The organism is Sodalinema gerasimenkoae IPPAS B-353 (genome assembly GCF_009846485.1).
Classification (GTDB): domain Bacteria; phylum Cyanobacteriota; class Cyanobacteriia; order Cyanobacteriales; family Geitlerinemataceae; genus Sodalinema; species Sodalinema gerasimenkoae.
In genome coordinates this window covers 2,803,093-2,825,712 of sequence record NZ_ML776472.1, presented here as the reverse complement: position 1 = coordinate 2,825,712, position 22,620 = coordinate 2,803,093, and the positions used below count along the sequence as shown (strand labels likewise).

General features: G+C 52.6%; 19 protein-coding genes. 12 read left to right on the top strand and 7 right to left on the bottom strand.

Going from position 1 to position 22,620, the window contains the following annotated elements:
• Positions 1 to 84: 84 nt before the first annotated feature.
• Positions 85 to 990: an alpha/beta fold hydrolase gene (locus L855_RS12340; protein ID WP_159788433.1), complete on the bottom strand. Its 906-nt coding sequence runs from the start codon at positions 988 to 990 to the stop codon at positions 85 to 87.
• A 483-nt stretch (positions 991 to 1,473) separates the two neighbouring features.
• Here L855_RS12340 and L855_RS12335 point away from each other — a divergent pair, with 483 nt between their 5' ends.
• Entirely contained in the window at positions 1,474 to 2,457 is a 984-nt protein-coding gene (locus L855_RS12335) for a M48 family metallopeptidase (RefSeq protein WP_159788431.1), read from the top strand.
• Here the strand turns inward: L855_RS12335 and L855_RS12330 are convergent.
• Complete coding sequence (locus L855_RS12330) at positions 2,454 to 4,127, bottom strand: alpha/beta hydrolase (protein ID WP_159788429.1); 1,674 nt, start codon at positions 4,125 to 4,127, stop codon at positions 2,454 to 2,456. The genes L855_RS12335 and L855_RS12330 overlap by 4 nt on opposite strands.
• 210 nt (positions 4,128 to 4,337) lie before the next feature.
• On the opposite strand from L855_RS12330, the gene L855_RS12325 reads away from it, so the two are divergent.
• Together L855_RS12325 and L855_RS12320 are read left to right on the top strand one after the other, a co-directional pair.
• A complete protein-coding gene (locus L855_RS12325; RefSeq protein WP_159788427.1) occupies positions 4,338 to 4,526 on the top strand; it encodes a hypothetical protein in 189 nt (62 codons plus the stop codon).
• Positions 4,527 to 4,600: 74 nt separating this feature from the next.
• The gene (locus L855_RS12320; RefSeq protein ID WP_159788425.1) at positions 4,601 to 5,272 is read left to right on the top strand and encodes a DUF3318 domain-containing protein; all 672 of its coding nucleotides are present in this window, start codon (positions 4,601 to 4,603) and stop codon (positions 5,270 to 5,272) included.
• Positions 5,273 to 5,418: 146 nt separating this feature from the next.
• Here L855_RS12320 and hpf read toward each other — a convergent pair whose 3' ends face one another.
• Entirely contained in the window at positions 5,419 to 6,051 is a 633-nt protein-coding gene (gene hpf / locus L855_RS12315; RefSeq protein WP_159788423.1) for a ribosome hibernation-promoting factor, HPF/YfiA family, read from the bottom strand.
• A 311-nt stretch (positions 6,052 to 6,362) separates the two neighbouring features.
• Between hpf and lipB the strand changes: the two genes are divergently transcribed.
• The 7 genes from lipB (at position 6,363) to L855_RS12280 (ending at position 15,361) form a co-directional block, all read left to right on the top strand.
• Positions 6,363 to 7,112: a lipoyl(octanoyl) transferase LipB gene (lipB, locus tag L855_RS12310; protein ID WP_159791088.1), complete on the top strand. Its 750-nt coding sequence runs from the start codon at positions 6,363 to 6,365 to the stop codon at positions 7,110 to 7,112.
• Positions 7,113 to 7,531: 419 nt separating this feature from the next.
• Complete coding sequence (locus tag L855_RS12305; RefSeq protein ID WP_159788421.1) at positions 7,532 to 9,802, top strand: hybrid sensor histidine kinase/response regulator; 2,271 nt, start codon at positions 7,532 to 7,534, stop codon at positions 9,800 to 9,802.
• Positions 9,802 to 10,281: an urease accessory protein UreE gene (gene ureE / locus L855_RS12300; RefSeq protein WP_159788419.1), complete on the top strand. Its 480-nt coding sequence runs from the start codon at positions 9,802 to 9,804 to the stop codon at positions 10,279 to 10,281. Before L855_RS12305 ends, ureE begins: the two co-directional genes overlap by 1 nt.
• Before the next feature lie 122 nt (positions 10,282 to 10,403).
• A complete protein-coding gene (locus tag L855_RS12295; protein ID WP_159788417.1) occupies positions 10,404 to 11,030 on the top strand; it encodes a hypothetical protein in 627 nt (208 codons plus the stop codon).
• Positions 11,031 to 11,151: 121 nt separating this feature from the next.
• On the top strand, positions 11,152 to 12,669 hold the full coding sequence (locus tag L855_RS12290; RefSeq protein ID WP_159788415.1) for a UbiD family decarboxylase: 1,518 nt from the start codon (positions 11,152 to 11,154) through the stop codon (positions 12,667 to 12,669).
• A gap of 83 nt (positions 12,670 to 12,752) precedes the next feature.
• Positions 12,753 to 13,799 (top strand): SUMF1/EgtB/PvdO family nonheme iron enzyme, encoded by a 1,047-nt coding sequence (locus L855_RS12285; protein WP_159788413.1) that lies wholly within the window; start codon positions 12,753 to 12,755, stop codon positions 13,797 to 13,799.
• A 230-nt stretch (positions 13,800 to 14,029) separates the two neighbouring features.
• On the top strand, positions 14,030 to 15,361 hold the full coding sequence (locus tag L855_RS12280; RefSeq protein ID WP_159784407.1) for an IS4 family transposase: 1,332 nt from the start codon (positions 14,030 to 14,032) through the stop codon (positions 15,359 to 15,361).
• Positions 15,362 to 15,747: 386 nt separating this feature from the next.
• Here the strand turns inward: L855_RS12280 and L855_RS12275 are convergent, their stop codons facing one another.
• Complete coding sequence (locus tag L855_RS12275; protein ID WP_159788411.1) at positions 15,748 to 17,703, bottom strand: CHASE2 domain-containing protein; 1,956 nt, start codon at positions 17,701 to 17,703, stop codon at positions 15,748 to 15,750.
• Positions 17,704 to 17,871: 168 nt separating this feature from the next.
• Between L855_RS12275 and L855_RS12270 the strand changes: the two genes are divergently transcribed.
• A complete protein-coding gene (locus L855_RS12270; RefSeq protein ID WP_159788409.1) occupies positions 17,872 to 18,672 on the top strand; it encodes a MotA/TolQ/ExbB proton channel family protein in 801 nt (266 codons plus the stop codon).
• A gap of 186 nt (positions 18,673 to 18,858) precedes the next feature.
• Positions 18,859 to 19,467, top strand: a complete 609-nt coding sequence (locus L855_RS12265; RefSeq protein WP_159788407.1) for an ExbD/TolR family protein — start codon at positions 18,859 to 18,861, stop codon at positions 19,465 to 19,467.
• A gap of 10 nt (positions 19,468 to 19,477) precedes the next feature.
• On the opposite strand, the gene L855_RS12260 is transcribed toward L855_RS12265, so the two are convergent.
• From L855_RS12260 to L855_RS12250, 3 genes are all read right to left on the bottom strand, one after another.
• Positions 19,478 to 20,428 (bottom strand): GDP-L-fucose synthase family protein, encoded by a 951-nt coding sequence (locus tag L855_RS12260; RefSeq protein ID WP_159788405.1) that lies wholly within the window; start codon positions 20,426 to 20,428, stop codon positions 19,478 to 19,480.
• Positions 20,429 to 20,537: 109 nt separating this feature from the next.
• Positions 20,538 to 21,614, bottom strand: coding sequence for a GDP-mannose 4,6-dehydratase (gene gmd, locus L855_RS12255; RefSeq protein ID WP_159788403.1), 1,077 nt, complete (start codon positions 21,612 to 21,614; stop codon positions 20,538 to 20,540).
• 242 nt (positions 21,615 to 21,856) lie between these two features.
• Positions 21,857 to 22,588 carry an undecaprenyl-phosphate galactose phosphotransferase family protein gene (locus tag L855_RS12250; RefSeq protein WP_159788401.1) on the bottom strand — a complete coding sequence of 244 codons (732 nt, stop codon included), beginning with the start codon at positions 22,586 to 22,588 and terminating at the stop codon, positions 21,857 to 21,859.
• Between the last annotated feature and the right edge of the window lie 32 nt (positions 22,589 to 22,620).

Below are 22,620 nucleotides of genomic sequence, written 5' to 3'. Positions count from 1 at the left end.
AGCAGCAAACCATGCCGTGCTTAACGTACGCCATAGTTTGCTGTCTAGATGTCTCTGGGCCTGAACGGCCGTCCGGGACTCAGCTTAACCGATGACCTGATGCTCTAGCCAATTCAAGACCAAAGGATTCACCACATCGGGGCGTTCATCATGGGGACAATGACCCGTTTGGGGGATGGAATGAAACTCCACCGGATGGCGCTCACCCCACTGGCGATAAATCTCTGCCCCCTTCACGGGAGTCCAGGGGTCATCTTCTCCCCAAAGCACTAACACCGGACAGTTGACCGAGTCAATCAACTCTGAGGGTTTCGGGCCCGGAGGTGCCGAGAGAATCGACGCAAATACCTGTTGCGCCCCTAGATCACAAGAGGGAGTATACAACAATTGCACTAACTCATCCGTGACCGCCTCTCGGTTCCCATAGACTTGATAGAGGGTGTTACGAATCCGTCGCGGCTGTCGAACCTGGTTGAACATTAACGTTCCCAGGGTTTTCGAGGCCACCAACTTGGCAAAGGTTCCCATCACCACCCGCAGGGGGAAAGCCAGTTCCTCAGGGCGATGATTCAGTCCCCCCGCACAGTTGAGTAACACGGCCCCTCGGGTAGAATCGGGATATTGGGCCGCCATCACCAACGCCAATAAGGCCCCGATGGAATTGCCCACAAACACCGTGGGTTCGGCGATGAACTCCTGCCAAAAATCTGCCAGAAGCTCCCGCCATAAGTCAATCGAATACTCAAAGGGGGGTTTGGCCGACTCGCCAAATCCTAGCAAGTCTAAGGCATAGACACGATAACCAGACTCAGCCCAGACGGGGATATTCTGGCGCCAATGGCCAATGGAGGCCCCAAAACCATGAATCAGAACCAAGGGGGGGCGCTCACCGTTGCCCTCACCGTTGACTGTATAAGCAATGGACTGTCCGCGCCAAGTCCAAAACTGTCGTTGCAAAGAAGATGCAGAGGAGGGAGATTGTACCGTCACGACAAGATTGATAGAACTGACTGTGTAAAACCTTATTCTATCGGGTTTCCTGGGACTCTGCCGCCGTTGGAGGCGACCGTCTTTGCCGTTGGCCCATCAGATGTAACGATTCTGGCAGCTTAGGGACAAAAAAAGAAAACCGCAACGCCGTCTTACCTCAGCTTCCGACCTGTATGCGACAGTGGAATCCATCTATAACCCAGATGGTTCCTCAGCCCTTTATCTCCGGCTCTAGGAGTCTAACGCGAGGTTAGCATACCGAGCCACAAGCACATTGAGGGCCTCATACAGGACAAGTATAGATCGTAAAACAATATTGGCAGTCACCAACGTCGCAGTCTTCTATACCCATTATTTTAGCAAGCTGGTTGCAAATGGCAACTGATTGCCGCGAAATTCTGCCAGACGAGGGAGTCAATCACCACCGAAACAGGATACAACAAGGGATATAGACCCATCTACGACTTAACCCTCAACTGTCCTATGCCTGACTATCCTGGAATTTCTAGTGATGCCTTCCGTCATCCCCTCGATCTCGAAGCCGAGGAGGCCCTGCGCAACTTAGCGGGGTTTGATGGGGTGGCCCGCAAGTTTGTTGAATATGTCTATGAACGTCCGCAAGTGGTGTTTCTGACGGGGAATCATATCCAAGTGGGGCCCCGGCAGTATTCTACTGTCTACCAACTCTTCCGGGAGGCGGTGCGGGCCTTGGATATTTCCCCGGAACCGCTACTGTTTGTCTCCCATAATCCCCAACTGAATGCCTTTTCCTTAGGGCAAGACCACCCCTCCATCACCCTCAACTCGGGCCTCCTTGATGCCATGGATGAAGCCCAGTTAAAGGCGGTCATCGCCCATGAACTCGGTCATCTCAAATGCGGCCATACGATTCTGATCCAGATGGCCATGTGGGTCATCTCCACCGCTAGATTTGTGGGGGAGTTTACCTTTGGCATGGGGAATGTCATCAGTAGCGGTTTGCTCTATGCCTTTTATGAATGGCGACGCAAAGCCGAACTCACGGCCGATCGCGCGGCCTTGTTGGCGACGGATAATCTCGATACGGTGACACAAACCCTGATGATTGTGGCAGGGGGAAGTCAGAAATATGCCCATGAACTGGACATGACGGAGTTTATCCGCCAATCGGAACGCTACCAAGAGTTAGATCGCGATCAATTGAATCAAGTCTATAAATTTCTGCTCTATAACGGGCCTCAGACCATAACCAGTCATCCCTTCGCCGTTGAACGTCTGCACTATATCCGCCAGTGGGCCCAATCGGCGGACTATCAGCGGATTCGCGCCGGAGATTATCGCCATGATGAGACCCGAGGTGCAGTGAATGTGAAGACGGATGCGGGCAACACCGTGAGCAGTTTACGCCGTGAGATTGAAGCGCTTCAGGCGGAGATTGAGCGGGAACGACAACAGCGATCGCCCTCGGACTTCTCGCCACACGGCTAAAGATGACGGTTGGCTAACGAATCTGCCTCTCGGAACCCATCGAAGTCCCCTTGTACCAAAAACAGACCGATGGGTTCTTGGCTCATTTCTTGGGCATAGGCGGCATTGAGATAGGGGGCAAACTCCTCATTGCCCGCGATGTGAGTTTGTAGGAAGGCTAAACTCAAGGCCTTGACGTAGCTTTGAGCCACTCGGGGGTTCGGCCCAATAATGTCGAGGGGTAGGGCAACGTTATCCTGTTCTGAATTGCCAATCACGGAGAAATGGGTGGCTTCTCGCAGTAAGACAAAATATTTGTGGGGACTGGTTAACCAGGCAAAGGGGGGAATTTGCTCAGCGATGGCAGGGGACACGGTATCCGCTCCTCCCGCTAGGAGCATGACTGGAATCTCAATGCTTCCATATCCCTCTGGCCCAAACAGGGCACTCCCAATGGGATTGAGGGCAATGATTCCTTGAACTCGCCCATCACGAAAGTTGATCTCATCCCGGGAGTCGATCTCGAATAGGTCGAGGGCCCGGCATTGAAGAAACAGGGAAACATTCCAGGATTGGCGTTGTTGACTCAGTCCACAACGACTTTGTAATTCCGGGAAGTTCAAGCTGGCCCCGGCTAGAGTTAAGGCGGTGTAGCCACCAAAGGACTGGCCAATGACCCCGACACGTTTAAAATCGAGGCGATCGCTCAGTTGGCGATCGGTGATGGCCTGTTTTTCGAGGCTATTGAGGGCGAAGGTGACATCGAGGGGGCGATCGAGAAACTCCTGGGGACGAGCAATTTCTTGGGCCCGCCCCCGCAACAGGGCATCCATATGTCGGGCACTACTGCCGGAATGTTCAGGAACTAGCACCGCGAAGCCATGGGAGACTAAATGTTCTGCCAGGTATCGAAAGGACTCCCGGTTTGAGCCTAATCCATGGGAAATGACCACAATGGGAGCGGAGAGAACGCCTCGGGGCAAGTACAGATCCACCGCCAAGGGATAGCCCCAAGGCAGGGCGCGATCGCGATCGCGCAGATCGAGGGAGCTAACTTCCCAGGAATAGTCTCCCAACCCTGTCAAATTCCGTAGGGAACTCATCCCCCCTGAATTGCCTTGTGCCTCTAACAAGGACTGACTCTCAACCATCGAAACCGCCTGATTATTATCCCGGATTAACGTCTGCAACTCCTGGGCCATGCGTAAGGTTTGGTTGAAGTCCAAGCGCACGGTATCTGTGGGAAAATGACGCAGGACATTGAGTAGCGTCAATCCTTCGGTCTTATCGGCCGCCGCTAGAATGAGAGCAGAACGTAAGCCCAAATAGCCTGATCCCCCAGATCCCAGCCGAATAGCTTGTCCGAGCCGCTGTAAGAGGGCTTCTCCTTGAGGGGTATACAAAAACTGAGACACGGCTACGACATCTACATCAGCCCGTGCTAGCAGGGCTTCCCGGATATTCTCTCGCACTTGTGGGGGGGCAAAGCGAATGTAGGGAGCTAAATCTCGCTCAATTTCCCCGGTGCGGGCATAGGTTTCTAGGGCATCGACGGAGACGGAGCGTTCAAATAGACTATAGCTGGCCGTAATGGTCTGGGCCCCCCATCCCGGCAGGCCAACGGACAGAATTAGACTACTTAGGAGGAGTCCACAGAAAACCAGGGTTGAGCGAGAGCATAAGCGTCGCATGAGTGTGATCCAACAAAGCAGGTGGGAGCATTCGCCTTTAGCTTAGCGCAGCTCTTCGCTAGAGAAGCGACGTATCTCGGCCATTAAGCCGCCGTCAAACGAAAGAATACATGATGAATCCCATGAATACTCTCCCTGAAGGGCATTTAAATTATCTGTTGTCCATTATTCCTGACTAGACAATCGTCGTCAAACCCCGATATAGTCCCTATGCGTATCTTCTCTGACTCTCTTGTGTTCCGTAGCTTTGTTGCGGTGGTGGTATTAACTTTTGTCATTTGGGTGTTGCGAGGCCTGACGCTGTTAAGCTTCCTGCCGGGTTTAGTTCTCTGGTTAGGGTTGCTGTTGTCCATTGCCCTGGGGCTACTCTCGGCTTGGCAAAGCTCAAAACGCTGGTAATTTGCTAGGATTGACCTAACAGGCTCCTAATGTAATCCCATACCTCTGCCGACTACTGCCATATTTTTTGTCCTATGACCTCCTATGTCACCTCAGCTGCGAAGGCTGAAATCAATGAGTTGCGCCGTCTCCGGGGACTGTTACCCCCTGAACTGCAAAGTTGGGTAACGGTCGAGAAAACGACAGAAATTGACCCTCCCTTGGTTCGTTGCGAGGAGTTGAGCCGGGATGAGGTCGAAATTGCCATTGATTTGGTCAAGTGGGAAAATTTAGCCCTTGACCAGCGCAATTTGCTATTTTGGCATGAGGTCGCCCGGATCCAGAATGACACCATTCCCCGTGAAGGTTGGGAAATGGCGGCCTTGGCGATCGGTCTGGGTGGGGCCGTCGGGGAACTCTGGGTTCAAGATGGGATATTACTCTTGTTGGCGTTAGGCCTGTGTGGGGTCTCGGGGTATCGTCTGTATCAGAAGAATAACAGTGATAAGGCCCTGCAAGAGTTATTAGAGGCGGATGACAAGGCGATCGCCCTAGCCACGCGCTTCGGCTACACGTTACCCAATGCTTACAAAAGTTTGGGAAGCGCCCTCAAAACTTTAATTGAACAAACGCCCAAAAAACGCCTTCGCAAACAGTACGAGACTCGTTTAGAAGCCCTCCGCCGCAGTGCCTCTAAGGCTAAGTCTCAGTCAAAGGCTAAACGCACCAGCCGCGACGTCACTCAAACCAGTCCCTATCAACTTTAGGGAATAGGCAGCAGGCAATAGGCAACAGGGGAGGAGAAGGCAATAGGCAACAGGCAATAGGCAACCTTCTCCCTCTCTTCTTCCGACCTCCCCTCTGTGACTGAAGTGGTTCGTACCCCTACTGCCTACTGCCTGCTGCCTACCGCCTAGGAGGCTTTAGACATCTCCTGGGCTTTGACCGCTCCATTTTCTGCGGCTTTACGGGGTTGAATCACACCATACCCTCCGTGATTGCGTTCGTAGATCACATTGATCTCGCCCGTTTCAGCATTGCAGAACACGTAGAAGTCGTGATCTACCAGTTGTAACTGTTCCAAGGCTTCCTCGGCGGTCATCGGCGGCATTGCAAAGTATTTGGTCCGCACCACTTCAGGGGGAAGTTCAACAGCGCGATCGCCAATCAAGTCCTCAGTCACACCGTCGGAGTTGGAGACCACCTCCGCCAAAACTTCGGTTGTTTTGCCTTGGGTATGCAGCTTGCGGTTGCGTTTCTCTTTGTACTTGCGCAACTGACGGGCAATTTTGTCTGCCACCAAGTCGATGCTGGCATACATCGATTTGCTTCCTTCCTGAGCGCGGATGACGGTTCCATTGGCGTAAATCGTCACCTCAGCGGACTGATTGGCGGAAATACGAGGATTGCGGGCGACAGACAGATGAACATCAACTTCAGTCGTCAATGTTTCAAAATGACTCACCGCTTTCTCGATTTTTTCCTCAACATAGTCACGAATGGCGTCGGTGATCTCAAAATTTTTGCCTTGGATAACTAATTTCATGTCGTAAAGTTCCCGCTCGATAACCGATTTTCATCAACAGTAAGGGATGACGTTCCTCCAAGAGCCTAGTTCTGAGTGACTGCTGAAATTCCGGCGGGGCGGGGATTGCCGCGTTCATGAGTCAGCACTCGGCTCAGATGGTTATTTTGGGGGGATAGGTCTATCCCATTACGTTCCTTATCCTTATTGTATTGTGAATCGCCGATTCCCTGAACCTCACTTTAAAATCCTTTGCAATCCTTGACAATTTGTGATTAGATTTGGGGATTTAAGCCACGATTCTTACTCAAACCCTCTTGCTTTTTTTGATGATGTTTAGTACCGCTTCGCCTCGACGACTTCACATCCTTTACTTTGAAACTCTGATTCCCTATCCAACGGCATGGGAACTCCAGCGATCGCTGTTTGAGGCTCGCCGTGCTGATCCTCAACTGGAGGATGTTTTATTGTTGCTGGAGCATCCTCCTGTCTACACTCTAGGACGAGGAGCTGATGCGAAGTTCTTACAGTTTAACCCTCAATGCTCTGAGCGGGAAGTTTATCGTATCGAACGGGGGGGAGAGGTGACCTATCATTGTCCGGGGCAACTGGTGGGCTATCCGATTCTCAACCTGAAGCGACATCAGCCGGATTTACATGATTATCTACGACGGCTCGAAGGCAGTTTAATCGCAGCGTTGGGCCATTTGGGGTTGGCGGGGGAGCGTCTGCCGGGGTTAACGGGGGTTTGGTTGGAGGGTGCGAAGGTGGCGGCGATTGGGATTCAGGTCAGCCGTTGGATTACTCGTCATGGCTTTGCCCTCAATGTTTGCCCGGATTTACAAGGGTTTCGGGAGATTGTCCCCTGTGGAATTGGCGATCGCCCGGTGGGAAGTTTACAGCACTGGTTACCTCAGATAACCGTCTCGCAGGTCGTCCCAGCGGTGATTGAGGCTTTTTCTGAGACCTTTGAGCTTGAGCCTCAACTGTATTCCATTCCAGGACCGATTTCTGAGACCCTCTGGCAACAACTTGTCAGTCCGGGGAACAGAGATTATGAATCATTGACAATGAACGATTGATATTATGAAGCTTTTTTGCGGTGCAAATGTGGATTTTTTTGTATTATTTGATATGTCTATTGCCTGACTTTTTTCCTCAGCAAAACACCCTAATCAAGGGAGGATAAGCGTCTCGGTGATGGGGGCCATCGAGGCATAAGACCCCTGGTACTAGAAAGCCATGCAACTTGGATTGGGACAATTGCAAAGTTTCCGCGATCGTTTGACTCAGCCATCAAAACTCGGACTACGATCACAATAGAGTCATTCAAGATCGTCCCGACTCTGACTCCGCTTAATCCCCAGCGAGCGGGACGGGTCATGGTTTAAACCGACCAAGTCTGAGGGATAACCTCCCTCTGTTGTTATCCCAGAGATTCAGAAAAGTCGAGCGATTGCTAAAGTTCTCACGCTGCTGCTTGATGTTCTTTCCCTAAATTATGGACAGTTTCCAGCCTCACCTGCCTCAGCAAAGACTCCCGATCGCCACCTTTGAACAATTACGACTTTGGATTGAACAGACTGCGCGTGAGTACGACCAGGAGGCAATTGTCCTAACGGAACGTGCGGTACGAGTTCAGTCACTCTCCCAAGTCGGTCAGTTTACCCTCGGGGTATCACCCCAGTTTTGCGCCGTTGTTTGGGGGAATCCTCCTAAACCTGAAGAGGGAACGCTGTTAGCGGTGGGATTTAGCTTAGAACCCGGTCACCTCGAACGCTTCCTAGAAGATTGTCCCCTTAAAACCCCCCTTCGCGATCGCGCCCTAAAACACCTACAAGCCTATGAACTCCAGCCAGACCAGCACAGTCAATTGACGTTACATTTAGCCCAATTTATCAGCGATCGCGGTTCATCTATGACCTCCTCCCCAGCCACAGCATCCACCACCGGTCAGATGGAAGATGCCCTCCACCAACATCGCCAGCAAGAACAACTCCTGAACCAGGTGACCACCCAAACCTGTCAGAGTGTCGCCCTAGCGGTGTTAATTTCCAATACCGTCGATCGAGTCTGTCGATTTTTAGACCTCGATCGCCTCTGTATCTATCAATTCGACAATTACACTCAAGATTCGCCTCAAGGCGATCGCCCCAAGCTGCCCCCTCAATCCCGCGATTGTATCACCTACGAAGCCCTAGGCCATGAGAGCCGACCCTCCCTTCTCTCCCGCCAGGACAGTTTGAATTGGCGGTTTCTGAGCCAGTTTCGCGATCGCTACCAAGCCGGAGAAACCCTGATTTTCAGTCAGGACAGTCTAGGGGAGGCCATTCCCCCAGTTAGCCAAGCCTACTTTGAGCAACTCAATATTCAAACCCATCTGACCGTTCCGATTCGGATTCAGGGCCAACTATGGGGGGTCTTATTGGCCCATCAATGCGATCGCCCTCGGGTTTGGGAACGTCGGGAACAGGAATTTCTCGAACATATCGCCGATCATCTCAGTGTTGCCATCTATCAGGCCCAACTCTACGCCGAAGTCCAACAGCAAAAGGAAACCCTAGAACAGCGCGTAGAACAACGCACCCAAGACTTACGAGATGCCCTTGTGACGGCCCAGGTGGCGAACCAAACCCGCAGCGACTTTTTGGCCACCGTCAGCCACGAGTTGAGAACCCCCCTAACCTGCATTATTGGCATGTCCTCCACCCTATTGCGTTGGTCTTTTGGCAATTTAACCCCCAAACAGCGGGACTATATCCAGAGTATTTATAACAGTGGTGAACATTTGATGGAACTCATCAACGACTTACTGGATTTATCTGAAAATGAATCCGGTAAAACCGTCTTGAGTTTCTCAGAGTTTTCCCTAACGCAGTTGGCCCAAGAAATGTTTTGCATGATGGTTGATCGGGCCACGGTGAATGGGGTGCATCTGGCATTGGATCTTCAGTTACGGGATCGTCAGGATCGCCTCTGTGCCGATCGCGATCGCCTGCGTCAGATTCTCTTTAACCTACTCAGCAATGCCATCAAATTCACCGCCACCGGGGGTCAGGCTCTGTTACGGATTTACTGGCAAGATGCTGATACCGTGGTTTTTGAAGTGGCCGATACGGGCATCGGCATTCCCGAGGAACAGCGATCGCTCCTATTCCAGATGTTTCGACAACTCGAGTCCACCTATACCCGTCAATATGGAGGAACAGGCTTGGGGTTAGCCTTGACCAAACAACTGGTCGAACTGCATGGGGGACTGATTAAAGTCGATTCAGAAGTGGGAGTGGGGTCTAAGTTTACCGTGCGCCTTCCCTGTCACAGTTCCACAGTCTTAGAGCAAAAATCCCCCCCTCCCCCCCGGATTCCCTTACCCCCTCGTAAGGGCCATGTCGTCCTGGTAGTGAATCGGGAAGATGAGGCAATTTTGATTTGCGACTTGCTCACCGCCGCCGGGTATCATACCGTGTGGATGTTGGATGGTTCCACAGCCCTAGAACAGATTAAGATGTTAAAGCCCGTGGCGGCCATTATCGATCGCCAACTTCCGGGGATGGATGGCTGTGAACTGACTCAGTTACTCCGTCAACTTCCCAACACCCAATCCCTGAAAATTTTGTTAATGACTGATCCACTCCCCCCCGAAGGGTTAGCCTATTGTCAGGAGCAGGGGGCTGATACCTGTTTGACTCATCCCATTGAGCCTGAGGAGTTGTTAACCAGTATTATCGAGCTTCTCGTTGAGCCGTTGGTCTCTAATTCTGATTCTGAGTGATGTCCATTGTTTTTACCCAGCGAGTCTCCTGCGATGACCCTCTCAGAGCTTCCCTAGACGAGGAGGGGCGACTCTACCTGAGTTTAACTGCACAGGATCGGCAGCGCAGCCGTCACCGCTTCAGTACCGATTGCGGGGAAGTGGTGTTTCTGCGGCTACCTCGGGGCACAATTCTACAGGATGGCGATCGCCTCCTCGATGAGACGCAGCAGCAACAGGTGGAGATTCGCGCCAAACCTGAACCCGTCCTCACCGTGACCGCCACTGAACCCTTGGATCTGTTGCGGGCCGCCTATCACTTAGGGAATCGTCATGTTCCCCTAGAGGTGACAGCGGAGTATTTGCGGTTGTCTCCCGATCCGGTTTTGGCGGATTTGTTGCAGCATCTGGGCCTGACGGTGAGGTTACAAACCCTCCCCTTTCAGCCAGAAACGGGGGCTTATGATCATCATTCCTCCCATTCCCATGACCATTCTTAAGGTTTCTTTAAGGTTTGGACGAATAAAGATCGGCTGTTAGGGTGGAGGCAACTGTCTAAGCCAAAGGAGGGAATGTCTGTGCCACCGTTGCTTGTAACGGAGGTTTCCGACGGGATGCCAACATGAAAAAACGTTTTGCGGTCATGGGGATGCTGGTAACCACAAGCCTCGCCTTGTTCACCAGTCCAGCATCATCATTCGCCCAAGCCCGAGTTGGACAACTTGGGAACGGCAGACCCTTTCAAGAGCGATCGGGGCTATCCTCCTGGATTGCTCAGGCAAATTGGTCAACCTACCAGGGGGCGAATGGGCGGTATGAGGTTCAGTTTCCCCAACAACCTCGGCGACAAAGTGCGACGATGTCGATAAACCCGGGAAACATAGATGTGACTACGACCATGCTTATTCATGAGGATCCCGGCAATAATGTTGTTCTCATGAGTGCCAGCACCCCATTTTCCAGTCCCCCTGGAATGACCGTCAACCCAGAACTTAGGTTGGATCATGGCCGCAATATCATGGTGGCCTCGATGAATGCTACCATCCACCAAGAAGATCGCATCACCGTCCAAGGACGTCCCGCCCGTTCTCTGGTCATATCAACCCCCAATCAACTGCGCTTTCAGTACGTACTCATTGTCGATGCCGATAACGCAATGTTCTATCAACTCATAGTTGGCGGGCCTACTGTAGAACACCTTAATTCTCCTGCTGCTCGACGGTTTTTTAACTCCTTTAATATCCGTTAGGCTTGCTTCAGCAGAGGCTTGACTCCCGTGGCTGGTACGCCGGTCGAACCTGAGATGCTAGCACAGCGTTGCCCAGACCCCTAAAATAGAGGGAAATAACCAGCCTGAGCAACCATCGACCATGGCACGAGATTTACGGGGATTCATCCAGCAACTCGAACAACGAGGACAATTACGACGCATCAGCAGCCTCGTCGACTCGGATTTAGAAATTGCCGAGATTTCTAATCGCCTCTTACAAGCAGGTGGCCCCGCCTTGCTGTTTGAGAATGTCAAAGGGGCGAAATTCCCTGTGGCCATCAACCTGTTGGGAACCGAACAGCGGGTATGTTGGGCCATGAATATGGAAAAGCCCCAGGAGTTGGAGGAGTTGGGGCAGAAATTGGGGATGTTGCAACAGCCGAAACCCCCGAAGAAGATTTCTCAGGCGGTGGATTTTGGCAAATTGCTGTTTGATGTGGTCAAGGCCAAGCCGGGCCGTAATTTCTTTCCCCCCTGTCAGGAAGTGGTGATTGAGGGAGACGAGTTAGATCTCAATAGTATCCCCATGATTCGTCCCTATTCCGGGGATGCGGGTAAAATTATCACCTTGGGCCTGGTGATTACCAAAGATTGCGAGACGGGAACGCCCAATGTGGGAGTGTATCGTCTGCAACTTCAATCCCCAACGACGATGACGGTGCATTGGTTGTCAGTGCGGGGTGGCGCTCGTCATCTACGCAAGGCGGCGGAACGGGGTAAGAAATTGGAGGTGGCGATCGCCCTTGGGGTTGATCCGTTGATTATTCTGGCGGCGGCGACTCCGATTCCGGTGGATTTATCGGAATGGCTCTTTGCCGGGCTATATGGGGGGTCTGGCGTCTCCCTGGCAAAATGTAAAACCGTGGATTTGGAAGTTCCGGCCCAGTCGGAGATAGTCCTAGAGGGGACGATTACCCCTGGTGAAGAACTCCCCGATGGCCCCTTTGGCGACCACATGGGCTATTACGGTGGCGTGGAGGATTCGCCCCTGGTGCGGTTCCATTGTATGACCCATCGCAAAGACCCCATTTATCTAACCACCTTTAGCGGTCGTCCTCCTAAAGAAGAAGCGATGATGGCGATCGCCCTCAACCGCATTTACACCCCCATTTTGCGGCAACAAGTCTCGGAAATTAAGGACTTTTTCCTACCGATGGAGGCCTTGAGTTACAAGGCGGCGATTATCTCCATTGATAAAGCCTATCCAGGGCAAGCACGACGGGCGGCGTTAGCCTTTTGGAGTGCCTTACCTCAGTTCACCTATACCAAGTTTGTGATTGTGGTGGATAAGGAGATTAACATTCGCGACCCTCGCCAGGTGGTGTGGGCGATAACGTCAAAGGTTGATCCGGTTCGGGATGTGTTTATTCTGCCGAATACCCCCTTTGATAGTCTGGATTTCGCCAGTGAGAAGATTGGTTTAGGGGGACGCATGGGCATTGATGCGACGACGAAGATGCCGCCGGAAACGGATCACGATTGGGGGGAACCGCTGGAGTCCGATGAAGATACGGCGGCCATGGTCGATCGCCGTTGGGCGGAATATGGTCTAGCGGACATCAATTTGACCGATGTGGACCCCAATTGTTTTGGCTATGAAATGCCACCCCAACCCTGACCCTTTTAAACCCAATCAACGGCAGAGAAACCGGGTGTCTTGAAGACACCCGGTTTCTGGTATTCGACCCAGGTTTACAGAGGATGAGTCAGAAACTTCAAGAATTACGACAACGCTTAAGCACTCTCGATGAAGAGATTGCGATCGCACAAGCACAACTTAATACCATAAGGGATAACGTTGAATATAAGCGACAAGAAAAAGTCCTTAATACTCTATACAATCAATATAATGATATAAATTCGAAAATTCAACAGCTAGAGCTTCAATCTTCTGAGTTCGAGACGGCACAGATTTGCCAGGTGCAGGCTGGTGGTTGGCAAATCGAGCGTCGTCGTGGGTCAGCGCAACAGTTTATTGAAGCGTTGGGTGACGGCACAGGTTTAGAAATGGTCTTCGTTCCGGGGGGTCAGTTCATGATGGGATCTTCCGATGATGAACCGGAACATGAGGATGACGAAAAGCCCCAGCACGAGGTGGAGATGTGCCCATTTTACATGGGGAAATATCCGGTGACCCAGGCTCAGTGGCGAGCGGTAGCGGCAATGCCCCAGGTAGAACGTGCCTTAGAGCCAGACCCGTCGAGCTTCAAAGGCGCGAACCGTCCAGTGGAGCGGGTATCGTGGGACGACGCGGTGGAATTTTGCCGGCGACTCTCGCAATATAGCGGGCGAGACTACCGACTCCCAAGCGAAGCGGAATGGGAATATGCCTGTCGTGCGGGGACGACAACCCCCTTTTACTTTGGTGACACCCTGAGCAGCGATTTGGCGAATTACGATGCCAGTAGGACTTATGCCGAGGGACTCACAGGAGAAAATCGAGAGAAAACTACAGATGTTGGCAGCTTTCCAGCAAACGGATTTGGACTCTACGATATGCACGGCAACGTTTGGGAGTGGTGCGCAGACGATTGGCATAGCAATTACAACGGAGCACCAAATGATGGCAGTCCCTGGTTCGATGAAAACCGTACGGAAACTGATAGGGTTCTGCGTGGCGGCTCCTGGGACCTCTATCCGAGGAACTGTCGCTCTGCCATCCGCAACTGGTTTACGCCCGACCTGACTGGCTTCAACTCCGGCTACGGGCTGCGGGTTGCGTGCGCGGTATCCAGAACTCTTTCTTAGCCCTTTGTTCTTTTCCCCTCTTGCCCTTTGGGTTCTCGCCTAACGGCGAGTTGAATTTTTTTTCATACCAATTTGCGATGAGCTTGCTATACATTGACGCTGGGGGAGGGCGACCACAAGGGTCACTGGTGTCAAGTTAAGGAAATCGTGGAAAAGTCAAGAAAGTGTAAACAACCCGAGACCAAGGGAAAAATGCTTATAGGCTAAGGACTAGCTAGCCAGGACAAAAGATGCCTAAGAAGACCTATCACAAACCGGGAAACCCGGACTTCAGACGACATCGCTCAGTGCCCGGACCAGTGAATCGGACGATTGAGCAGCGCTTGTTCGAGATGTTAAGTCCGGGAACGTTTGCCTCCCTCAAAAGCGTAAGCAACAAAGGACGACGGTTACGAGAGCGAACTCTAACCCTGCCGGTGATGACAGCGATTGTCCTGAGCCTAGTTTACCGGCAAATGACAGGGCTAAGTGAAGTGCTGCGAACCCTAGAACAGGAGGGACTGTTTTGGGTGAAAGCTCAACGCATCAGTAAACAGGCTCTATCCCAAAGATTACAAAGCCTGCCGGCCCATCTGTTTGCCAGTTTGCTCGAGCAGGTCATTGAGCGCTTGAACCAATCCTCAGCGCCCGGGGAAGTCTCGCCATTCTGGAGACCGGTGCGGTCTAAGTTCCCAGCCATTTGGCTAGCTGACGGGTCAACCCTCGAAGCCTTAAAAAAGAAACTGCATCGTCATCGCGGCAAAAAAGCCACCTCCCCCTTGGCCGGCAAGATGATGATGATGGTCGATGCCTTCAACCATCGCCCCCAGGCGGCCTGGTACAGTCCTGAAGCCCAATCCAATGATAAGCTTTGGACTGACTCATTGCTCGAACGTCTGCCAAAGGGCGGTTTAATGGTGTTTGACCTGGGATTCTTTAAGTTTCCTTGGTTTGATGCCTTTAGCGATTCGGGCAAGTTCTTTGTGACTCGCTTGCGGGAGAAAACCGCTTACAAGAATCTCAAGGTACTCGGTCAAAACCGTTACGTTCGTGACGAACTGATAGATTTAGGGCAATACCGCTCTAATCCTTGTCACCATCCCGTGCGTCTGGTGTCCGTCTCTTGGGAGGGAACCATCTACCGCTATTTGACCAATGTCACTGACCCCGAGGTCTTGTCCGCCCGCTACGTTAGCGAGCTTTATCGCCAACGCTGGCGCATTGAGGAGGCCTTTCTCGTGACCAAACGCTTGTTAGGTTTGGCTTACCTCTGGGTCGGTGGCTCCAATGGCATTGAAATCCAGATTTATGCCACCTGGATTTTCTATGCGGTGCTTACCGACGTCTGTTCCCAGGTCTCTGAGGCTTTACATGAACCCATTGACCGCATTTCTCAGGAAATGGTTTTCCGCAGTCTTTACTTTTTCAGTCGCGCCCGGGAACAGGGCCGTGTTGAGGATGATGAACTCATTCCTTTTCTGGTTCAATATGCCCAGTCCTTCGGACTGGTTAAAGCTAGGCGTAAGCGCCAACGAAAGAAAGATGCTATCTCCCGTCAGGTCTGGTCTCACCCCTTAACTTGACACCAGTGCCACAAGGGTTCGCCCCTACAGCCTGGCACGAAGGTTTGAAACCTGGTATTGAGCCGAACCGGCTGAAATTGGTGAGTTTCCGCCCAGAAACGGCGGGTTCTCCACCTGTTGCCATCCCCCAGCCTCTCCTCCCTAGGAGCATCTGGCGCTCACTCTGGACCCCAAAAAAAAATCCACCCACCCCTTGACATTTGCAAAACTTGGGGCTAGGCTAGTAAAGGTGTTGAGTTAACAAACTCACGCCGACAACGAATACGCCCCCATCGAGATCTCCGGATCCTGTGGAGGGAAAGTGCCTCCGCTGCCCCTAAGCAATTCCCCTGGGGGTATTCTCAAAACTGACCGATCGCCACTCACGGCGGTCGGTTGTTTGTTGTCTAGTCCTCCTCTGACACCGCCGGCTCAGAACGCACCTGGTAAATCTTCGCTGGCTTTTGTCGCCCCTTGAGCAACACATTACCCAGAAGTTCCACCGGAAACTGCCCCTGAACATAGCGGTAGGTGGACTCACTAATCAAAATCCGGCAGAGTCCCCCCTCCACCGACTTATCAAAACTCTCCAAGCGAGCCGCCACATTTACACTATCGCCAATAATCGTGTAATCCTCCCGCTGAGAACTTCCCAAACTGCCCACCACCACCGGGCCCGTGGCAATTCCCACCCGCATAGCAATAATCGGCTGCCCCTGTTCCTGCCAACCTACATTTAACTGCTGGAGCTTCTCCGCCATATCCAAGGCACAGCGTACCGCCGCGATCGCATCCCTGGCAATCTCCTGCTCCTCCTCCCGTAACAGCGGCACCCCAAACACCGCCATCACCGAGTCACCAATAAACTTATCAATGGCGCCCTCATGGTGTAACACCACCTCCGCCATACTCTCCATATACTCATTCAGCCAAGCCATCAGCGGTTCCGCGTCAATCTGTTCCGCCAGAGTACTGAAATTCTTAATATCCGTAAATAACACCGTGGCCGTGGCCCGTCGCCCCGGTAAACGCCCCTCCCGTAACAATTCATGGCGTTGTCGCCAAATTTCCTCCGCCACCGTTGAGGTGACATGACGACCAAACAAGTGCATCATCAACTGTCGGTCCTCCCGTTCCAACCGAGCCACATAGTTGGTCATCACGATCGCCCCACCCCCCAGTCCCAACATGGGAACCGTCACCGGAATCCACCAACCCCACAAAAACGCCCAATAGCCCAGCAAACCCAGTAACACCAAGCCCCCCAACAGCACCAACAGCCCCCCACGACGCTGACGCAGCTGCCAATAGACGATCGCCGCCGCCGAAGTCCAGGCCACAATCCAAACCGCCTCCCAAAGGGACGGCCAGACTCGGATTAAGGGGCGATCGTCCAGGGCCGCACTAATCACCTGACTGGTGAGATGGGCCTGAAACTCCACCCCACTCATGCGTTCAGGACCCTCCAGCAAGCCCCCCCAGAGGTTCTGACTATAGGGAGTGTAGAAAAAATCATTGAGACTCGGGGCCAGCGGACCAATCAAAACCACGCGATCGCGGATGCGTTCAGGACTGACCTCTCCATCCAGCACCTCCGCCAGAGAAACCATCTCAAACGACCCCGGTCCCCCCCGGAAATTCAGCAAAATCTGATAGCCCCCGGCATCCGCCCGCACATAGCCCCCATCATTGGCCTCAAACGGATAAAATACCTGCCGCCCCAACTGCAAATACTCGGGATGAATCTGGGCCTCTGGGTCAAACTGGCTCTCCTGCTGTAAATACATCCAAGCCAAAAGAAACCCTAAACTGGGGCGAGAATTGCCTTCATCATCCGTTAAAAACAACAACGCTCGTCGCAGTCGCCCATCCCCATCCACCGGAACATCATTAACCCCCACCTGGCCCTTCTGAGCTAAAACCGGCGGGGGCCCAATCCTTCCCCCCTGTTGGTCTGGCACTTGTTTCTCAATGCCAATAATCCGGCTAGAGGCCTCAAACAGCTCTGAAAGACGCTCATGTCCGGGTTCAACCGGAAGATTGCGGTAAAAGTCTAAACCGATCGCCCGGGGGTCGGCATCTTCTACGATTTCCAAGAGTCCTGCTAAGGTCTCATCATCAAACGGTGATCCCCAGCGTTCGAGATCCGCCTCCGTCACCCCGACAATGAGAATGCGGTCATCTCGGGGACTCTCAGGGCGCAACAGCAAGAAACGATCATAGGTGGCCCATTCTAGAGGTTGTAATAAACCCAACCCCCGTAAAAGCAGTAAAATGACGGCAACGCCAGGCCCGGCCATGAGAATCCCTTGCCATTGAGACCAGTAGGGCTGGATTTGCTTACGGAGATTGACCCAAACCATCAAGGATTTTTGGAAACGCCCCCCTAATTCTAGATCGTGAACCAGAGCTTAAGATAAATTGGCTAAAATCTGAGCAAGCCCCTCTGACGGTTTAGCCTAGATTCGGAGGGGTGGACTAAGCATGGCCCCCCATGGTGTTGAGAGTGTGAGAACGCAGGAGTACAACGGGTGAATATCCTAGAACTATTTGAGAAAGGCGGGATCGCCATGATCCCGCTGCTAGTATTGTCGGTATTGTCGATCGCCACCATTTTTGAGCGGTTGTGGTTTTGGGCCCGCGTCCTCCCCAAAGAGCGAGCCTTAGTCAATCGTGTTTTGGAGACGGCCGAGCAAGATTGGGACCTGGCCGCCGAAGTGGCCCGTCAGGGGCGAGCGAGTCCCATTGCTCGTTTTCTCTATGCCCCCCTTCAGCTTGAGAACCCTGAACCTGAGTTGTTTCAGTTAGCCCTAGAAGCCTCCGCTGATGAAGAGTTAGCCAATATGCGGCGGGGAGATAAAATTTTAGAGGGCGTGATTGCGATCGCCCCCCTACTCGGCTTACTGGGAACAGTTTTAGGCTTAATCGAATCCCTCGGCTCCATCAGCATCGGGGATTTAGGCACCACCGCCACGGAAGGGGTGACTCAGGGGATTGGTGAATCCCTCATTAGCACCGCCACGGGCTTAATTGTCGCTATTATTAGCCTCAGCTTCTACCGCCTCTTTCAAGGCTTTGTCGTCAACCAAGCCAAAGTCTTTCGTAAAAGTGGCAACGCCTTAGAACTGTGCTATCGCCAGTTTTGGGCCCAACGCCAACGCCAGCCTCAAGACCCCCAAACGCAGATAGCCCGGAGAGAGCAGACCCTCAAGCCTGATTTAGAATTAAACCCCGCAGCCGTCGCCGATCGCCCAGCCTCGGACCCCTCGAAAGCCGATGAGGATGGCTCACCAGAGACCCCCTCAGACGACAACCCTGACCCCAACTCCTAGACCCCCCCAACTCAAACATCCCTTTTATAGCAATCGAAGATTGCCTAATCGACACTCTGAGTTAGGAAAAATCCCCTCCTGGGAGGGGTTAGGGGTGGGTCATGCCTACTGCCTACTGCCTACTGCCTACTGCCTACTGCCTTCTCCTCCCCTATTTTTCGTCCTATTTAGACCGACTTTTGCTACATGAAACTCAAACAAACCGACGCTGTTCAGGACAACGCCCATATTGAGATTCTGCCCTTGATGGATGTCATCTTTTGTATTTTGACATTTTTCATCCTCGGGGCAGTGGGATTGACCCGTCAGCAGGCGATCGAGCAAAGTTTACCCCAGGCGACCACCGGTCAACAACAGATGCGGGACATGTTCCGAGTCAGTATCGATCCCATTGGCCGCATTTTTGTCGATCGCGACCCCGTGACAATGGACGAACTCCCCGATCGCCTGCGGGCCTACCAAGCCGAGAATCCCGATGGCTTAGTGGTGGTCTTTGGCCATCCCATGGCCCAGTACAACAATGTGATTCAGGTGTTAGATCTGTTGCGCTCCATTGGGGGCGATCGCGTCTCCCTGGGGGTGAATCCCAGCCAGGACTCCCCCCTCGATCGCAACCCCCAGCAAAACCCCTTCGGCGACTTTCCCGTCACCCCCGAACCCGTCCCCGAGGAGTCCCCCTTGGATCTTAGCCCCGACCCCGGCTCACCAAACTCAGAGCCTGGTTCCGACTCGGGCCTACCCAGTTTAGAGCCGGAAGTAGAATTTGACTCCCTCGACCCCCCGGGAGACTCCTGAACATCACCCCTTAAGATTCGTCGGCGTGGTCTCGATACCAGGCGATGGTTTGTCGTAATCCTTCCCGGAAGCTCGTTTGAGCCACAAAGTCAAACCGCTCTTTGGCCCGTTCCGTATCCAAACAACGACGGGGTTGGCCATTGGGTTTATCGGTTTCCCAGACAATCTCCCCCTGAAACTCCATCAACTCGCAAATGGTTTCAACTAAATCGCGGATGGAAATTTCCTCATGGGTTCCTAAGTTAACCGGGTCTGGGTCATTATAATCCTGGGTAGCCATGACAATTCCCCGGGCCGCATCCGTCGAATAGAGGAACTCCCGCGTCGGCGAACCATCCCCCCAAACAGGAAGTTTCGTTTCCCCTCGTTGTTGGGCCTCATGCACCTTGCGAATCAGGGCCGGAATCACATGAGAACTGCTGGGATTAAAGTTATCTTCCGGGCCGTAGAGGTTGACAGGAAGTAAATACACCCCATTAAAGTCATATTGCTGACGATAGGCTTGCAGTTGCACCAACAAGGCCTTCTTGGCAATCCCATAGGGAGCATTGGTTTCTTCGGGATAGCCATTCCAGAGGTCATCCTCCCGGAAGGGAACTGGGGTGAATTTGGGATAGGCGCAAATGGTTCCCACACAGACAAACTTGTCCACTCCTGCCTCATAGGCGGCGTGAATCAGTTGAGTGCCCATCATTAAGTTGTCGTAGAACAACTCCGCCGGTTTCTCCCGGTTTAGGCCAATGCCCCCCACATGAGCCGCCAGATGGATGATAATATCCTGATCCTGGACGACCTCCTGACAGTGTTGCAGTTGTCGCAAATCGCGATCGCGCGATCGCGGCACGGAAATTTTATCCTCCGTCGCCCCAGCGGCCAACAACTGAGCAATCACCTGACGACCGAGAAATCCGGCCCCACCCGTGACTACAATCCGTTTGTCTGCTAACGATAAACCCGCCATAACCTCTTCCTCTGTCAATCTCAGTGCCTATCAATCTCAGTGCCTGTCACTCTCAAAGCCCTCTAGTGAGGGCCGGCCAAGCACCTGCCCAGCCGCCTTCGAGCTTAGCCTAGTCCACCGTATTCGTCGCATCCTGACGAATGAAGGCGCGATCGCTCGGGCTTTCGCCGTTCGCCTGCTTCGAGGGCAATCCCAACGCCGCTAAATCCGCTTCAACCATCAAGGCCACCAACTCACCAAAGCTCACCGAGGGACTCCAGCCGAGCTTGTCTTGGGCCTTGGAACAATCCCCAATCAGTAAATCCACTTCTGCCGGACGTAGATAGCGAGGATCGAACTCCACATAATCATGCCAATCGAGTCCCACATAGCCAAAAGCCAAATCCAGAAACTCCCGAATGGAATGGGTTTCATTGGTGGCGACGACATAATCATCAGGGGTCTCTTGCTGAAGCATCAGCCACATGGCTCGCACATAATCCTTGGCATAGCCCCAATCCCGTTTCGAGTCCAGATTCCCCAGAAACAGTTTTTTCTGCATTCCCCCCACAATCCGGGCCACCGCACGGGTAATTTTACGAGTTACGAAGGTTTCCCCCCGTCGAGGCGACTCATGGTTAAAGAGAATGCCATTGCAAGCAAACAAATCGTAAGACTCACGATAGTTCACCGTTTGCCAATGGGCGTACACCTTAGCGCAAGAATAGGGGCTACGGGGATAAAAAGGGGTGGTTTCCTTCTGAGGAACTTCCTGCACCTTCCCAAACATTTCTGACGATCCCGCTTGATAGAAGCGAACCTCGTCCCCCGTGCGTTGTTGGTAATCTCGGATGGCTTCGAGGAGGCGCAGGGTTCCCATGGCCACCGTATCCACCGTATATTCCGGCGAGTCGAAACTCACCCGGACATGGGACTGGGCCCCGAGGTTATAAATTTCATTGGGGCGAACCTCCTCTAGGATGCGCCGTAAGGTGGTGCCATCGGTGAGATCGCCATAATGGAGAAACAAGCGCGCCCCCTCACTATGGGGATCGACGTACACATGGTCGATGCGATCGGTATTGAACGTTGAGGTGCGGCGAATGATCCCATGCACCTCGTAGCCTTTCTCTAACAGCAGTTCCGTGAGATAAGACCCGTCCTGTCCGGTAATTCCGGTAATTAATGCTCGTTTCAGTTCCGTCACAATTGTCTAATCCTTAACTCTAGATCTTGGGGAGACTCCCTCATCCGTTGTAGCTCATCTTTTCCCAGTCTGTCCCCGAGCTAACCCGCCTTGAGCCGTCACCAACCTAAGTTGGATTGAAACTCTGCATCAGACGGGGTCAGGGGGTTGGGGTTACCGCAGCAAAACCCAACCCAGATTGAGCCACCATGATGTTGGGGTTCTAGGGGTAACTAGAACCGGATTCATGATGAGGAGGTCTCCTAGTAAGCACCGTTATTCTTGGGAAAAATAATCACGCCAATGGTTTTGATGGCGATCCAAAAATCCATCCAAGCATTGCGGCAGTTGACGTAATACACATCAATCTTCACCCGCTTTTCATAGGGGATATCATTGCGTCCGGATACTTGCCATAATCCCGTAATTCCCGGACGAATAGTCAGAACTTTGTCCATATAGCGCCCGTATTTCGGTAGCTCTTCCCGAATGAGCGGACGGGGCCCGACCACACTCATATCGCCTCGGAGGACATTCCAAAACTGGGGAAACTCATCTAGGCTGGTAAACCGCAAAAAGCGACCAATCCAGGTGATTCTGGGATCGCTTTTGAGTTTAAAGGTCTCCTGAAACTCCGCCCGAATTTGGGGAGAGCTTTCTAAGAGTTCTTCGAGAACTTGGTCAGCATTGGAGACCATGGTTCTAAATTTAATGCAACCAAATGGTTTTCGGTCTTTACCAATTCGTTCTTGAACATAAAAAATCGGACCCGGAGAACTCAAGAGGATTAGGCATCCCAAGAGGAGATACACCGGAGAAAAGATAATCAGAACCAAGGCAGAAAACAGAATGTCAAAGAGGCGTTTTCCCAACGCTCCATTGGCATCTGCTACCGTAAATCCTTGGGGGCGCAGGTCTGCCAGACGGGGGGTAATTCCCCGTTTGACGAGCGCCCACAGTCCTTTTGCAGAGATCAGTTGGCTATTGGCAGTCATCGTACTCCTTCCATTCACACCACACACACACA

Coding starts and splice junctions, on each gene's coding strand:
- L855_RS12335 (WP_159788431.1), top strand. CDS start 1,474: ATGCCTGACTATCCTGGAATTTCTAGTGATGCCTTCCGTCATCCCCTC.
- L855_RS12330 (WP_159788429.1), bottom strand. CDS start 4,127: ATGCGACGCTTATGCTCTCGCTCAACCCTGGTTTTCTGTGGACTCCTC.
- L855_RS12325 (WP_159788427.1), top strand. CDS start 4,338: ATGCGTATCTTCTCTGACTCTCTTGTGTTCCGTAGCTTTGTTGCGGTG.
- L855_RS12320 (WP_159788425.1), top strand. CDS start 4,601: ATGACCTCCTATGTCACCTCAGCTGCGAAGGCTGAAATCAATGAGTTG.
- hpf (WP_159788423.1), bottom strand. CDS start 6,051: ATGAAATTAGTTATCCAAGGCAAAAATTTTGAGATCACCGACGCCATT.
- lipB (WP_159791088.1), top strand. CDS start 6,363: ATGTTTAGTACCGCTTCGCCTCGACGACTTCACATCCTTTACTTTGAA.
- L855_RS12305 (WP_159788421.1), top strand. CDS start 7,532: ATGGACAGTTTCCAGCCTCACCTGCCTCAGCAAAGACTCCCGATCGCC.
- ureE (WP_159788419.1), top strand. CDS start 9,802: ATGTCCATTGTTTTTACCCAGCGAGTCTCCTGCGATGACCCTCTCAGA.
- L855_RS12295 (WP_159788417.1), top strand. CDS start 10,404: ATGAAAAAACGTTTTGCGGTCATGGGGATGCTGGTAACCACAAGCCTC.
- L855_RS12290 (WP_159788415.1), top strand. CDS start 11,152: ATGGCACGAGATTTACGGGGATTCATCCAGCAACTCGAACAACGAGGA.
- L855_RS12285 (WP_159788413.1), top strand. CDS start 12,753: ATGAGTCAGAAACTTCAAGAATTACGACAACGCTTAAGCACTCTCGAT.
- L855_RS12280 (WP_159784407.1), top strand. CDS start 14,030: ATGCCTAAGAAGACCTATCACAAACCGGGAAACCCGGACTTCAGACGA.
- L855_RS12275 (WP_159788411.1), bottom strand. CDS start 17,703: ATGGTTTGGGTCAATCTCCGTAAGCAAATCCAGCCCTACTGGTCTCAA.
- L855_RS12265 (WP_159788407.1), top strand. CDS start 18,859: ATGAAACTCAAACAAACCGACGCTGTTCAGGACAACGCCCATATTGAG.
- L855_RS12260 (WP_159788405.1), bottom strand. CDS start 20,428: ATGGCGGGTTTATCGTTAGCAGACAAACGGATTGTAGTCACGGGTGGG.
- L855_RS12250 (WP_159788401.1), bottom strand. CDS start 22,588: ATGACTGCCAATAGCCAACTGATCTCTGCAAAAGGACTGTGGGCGCTC.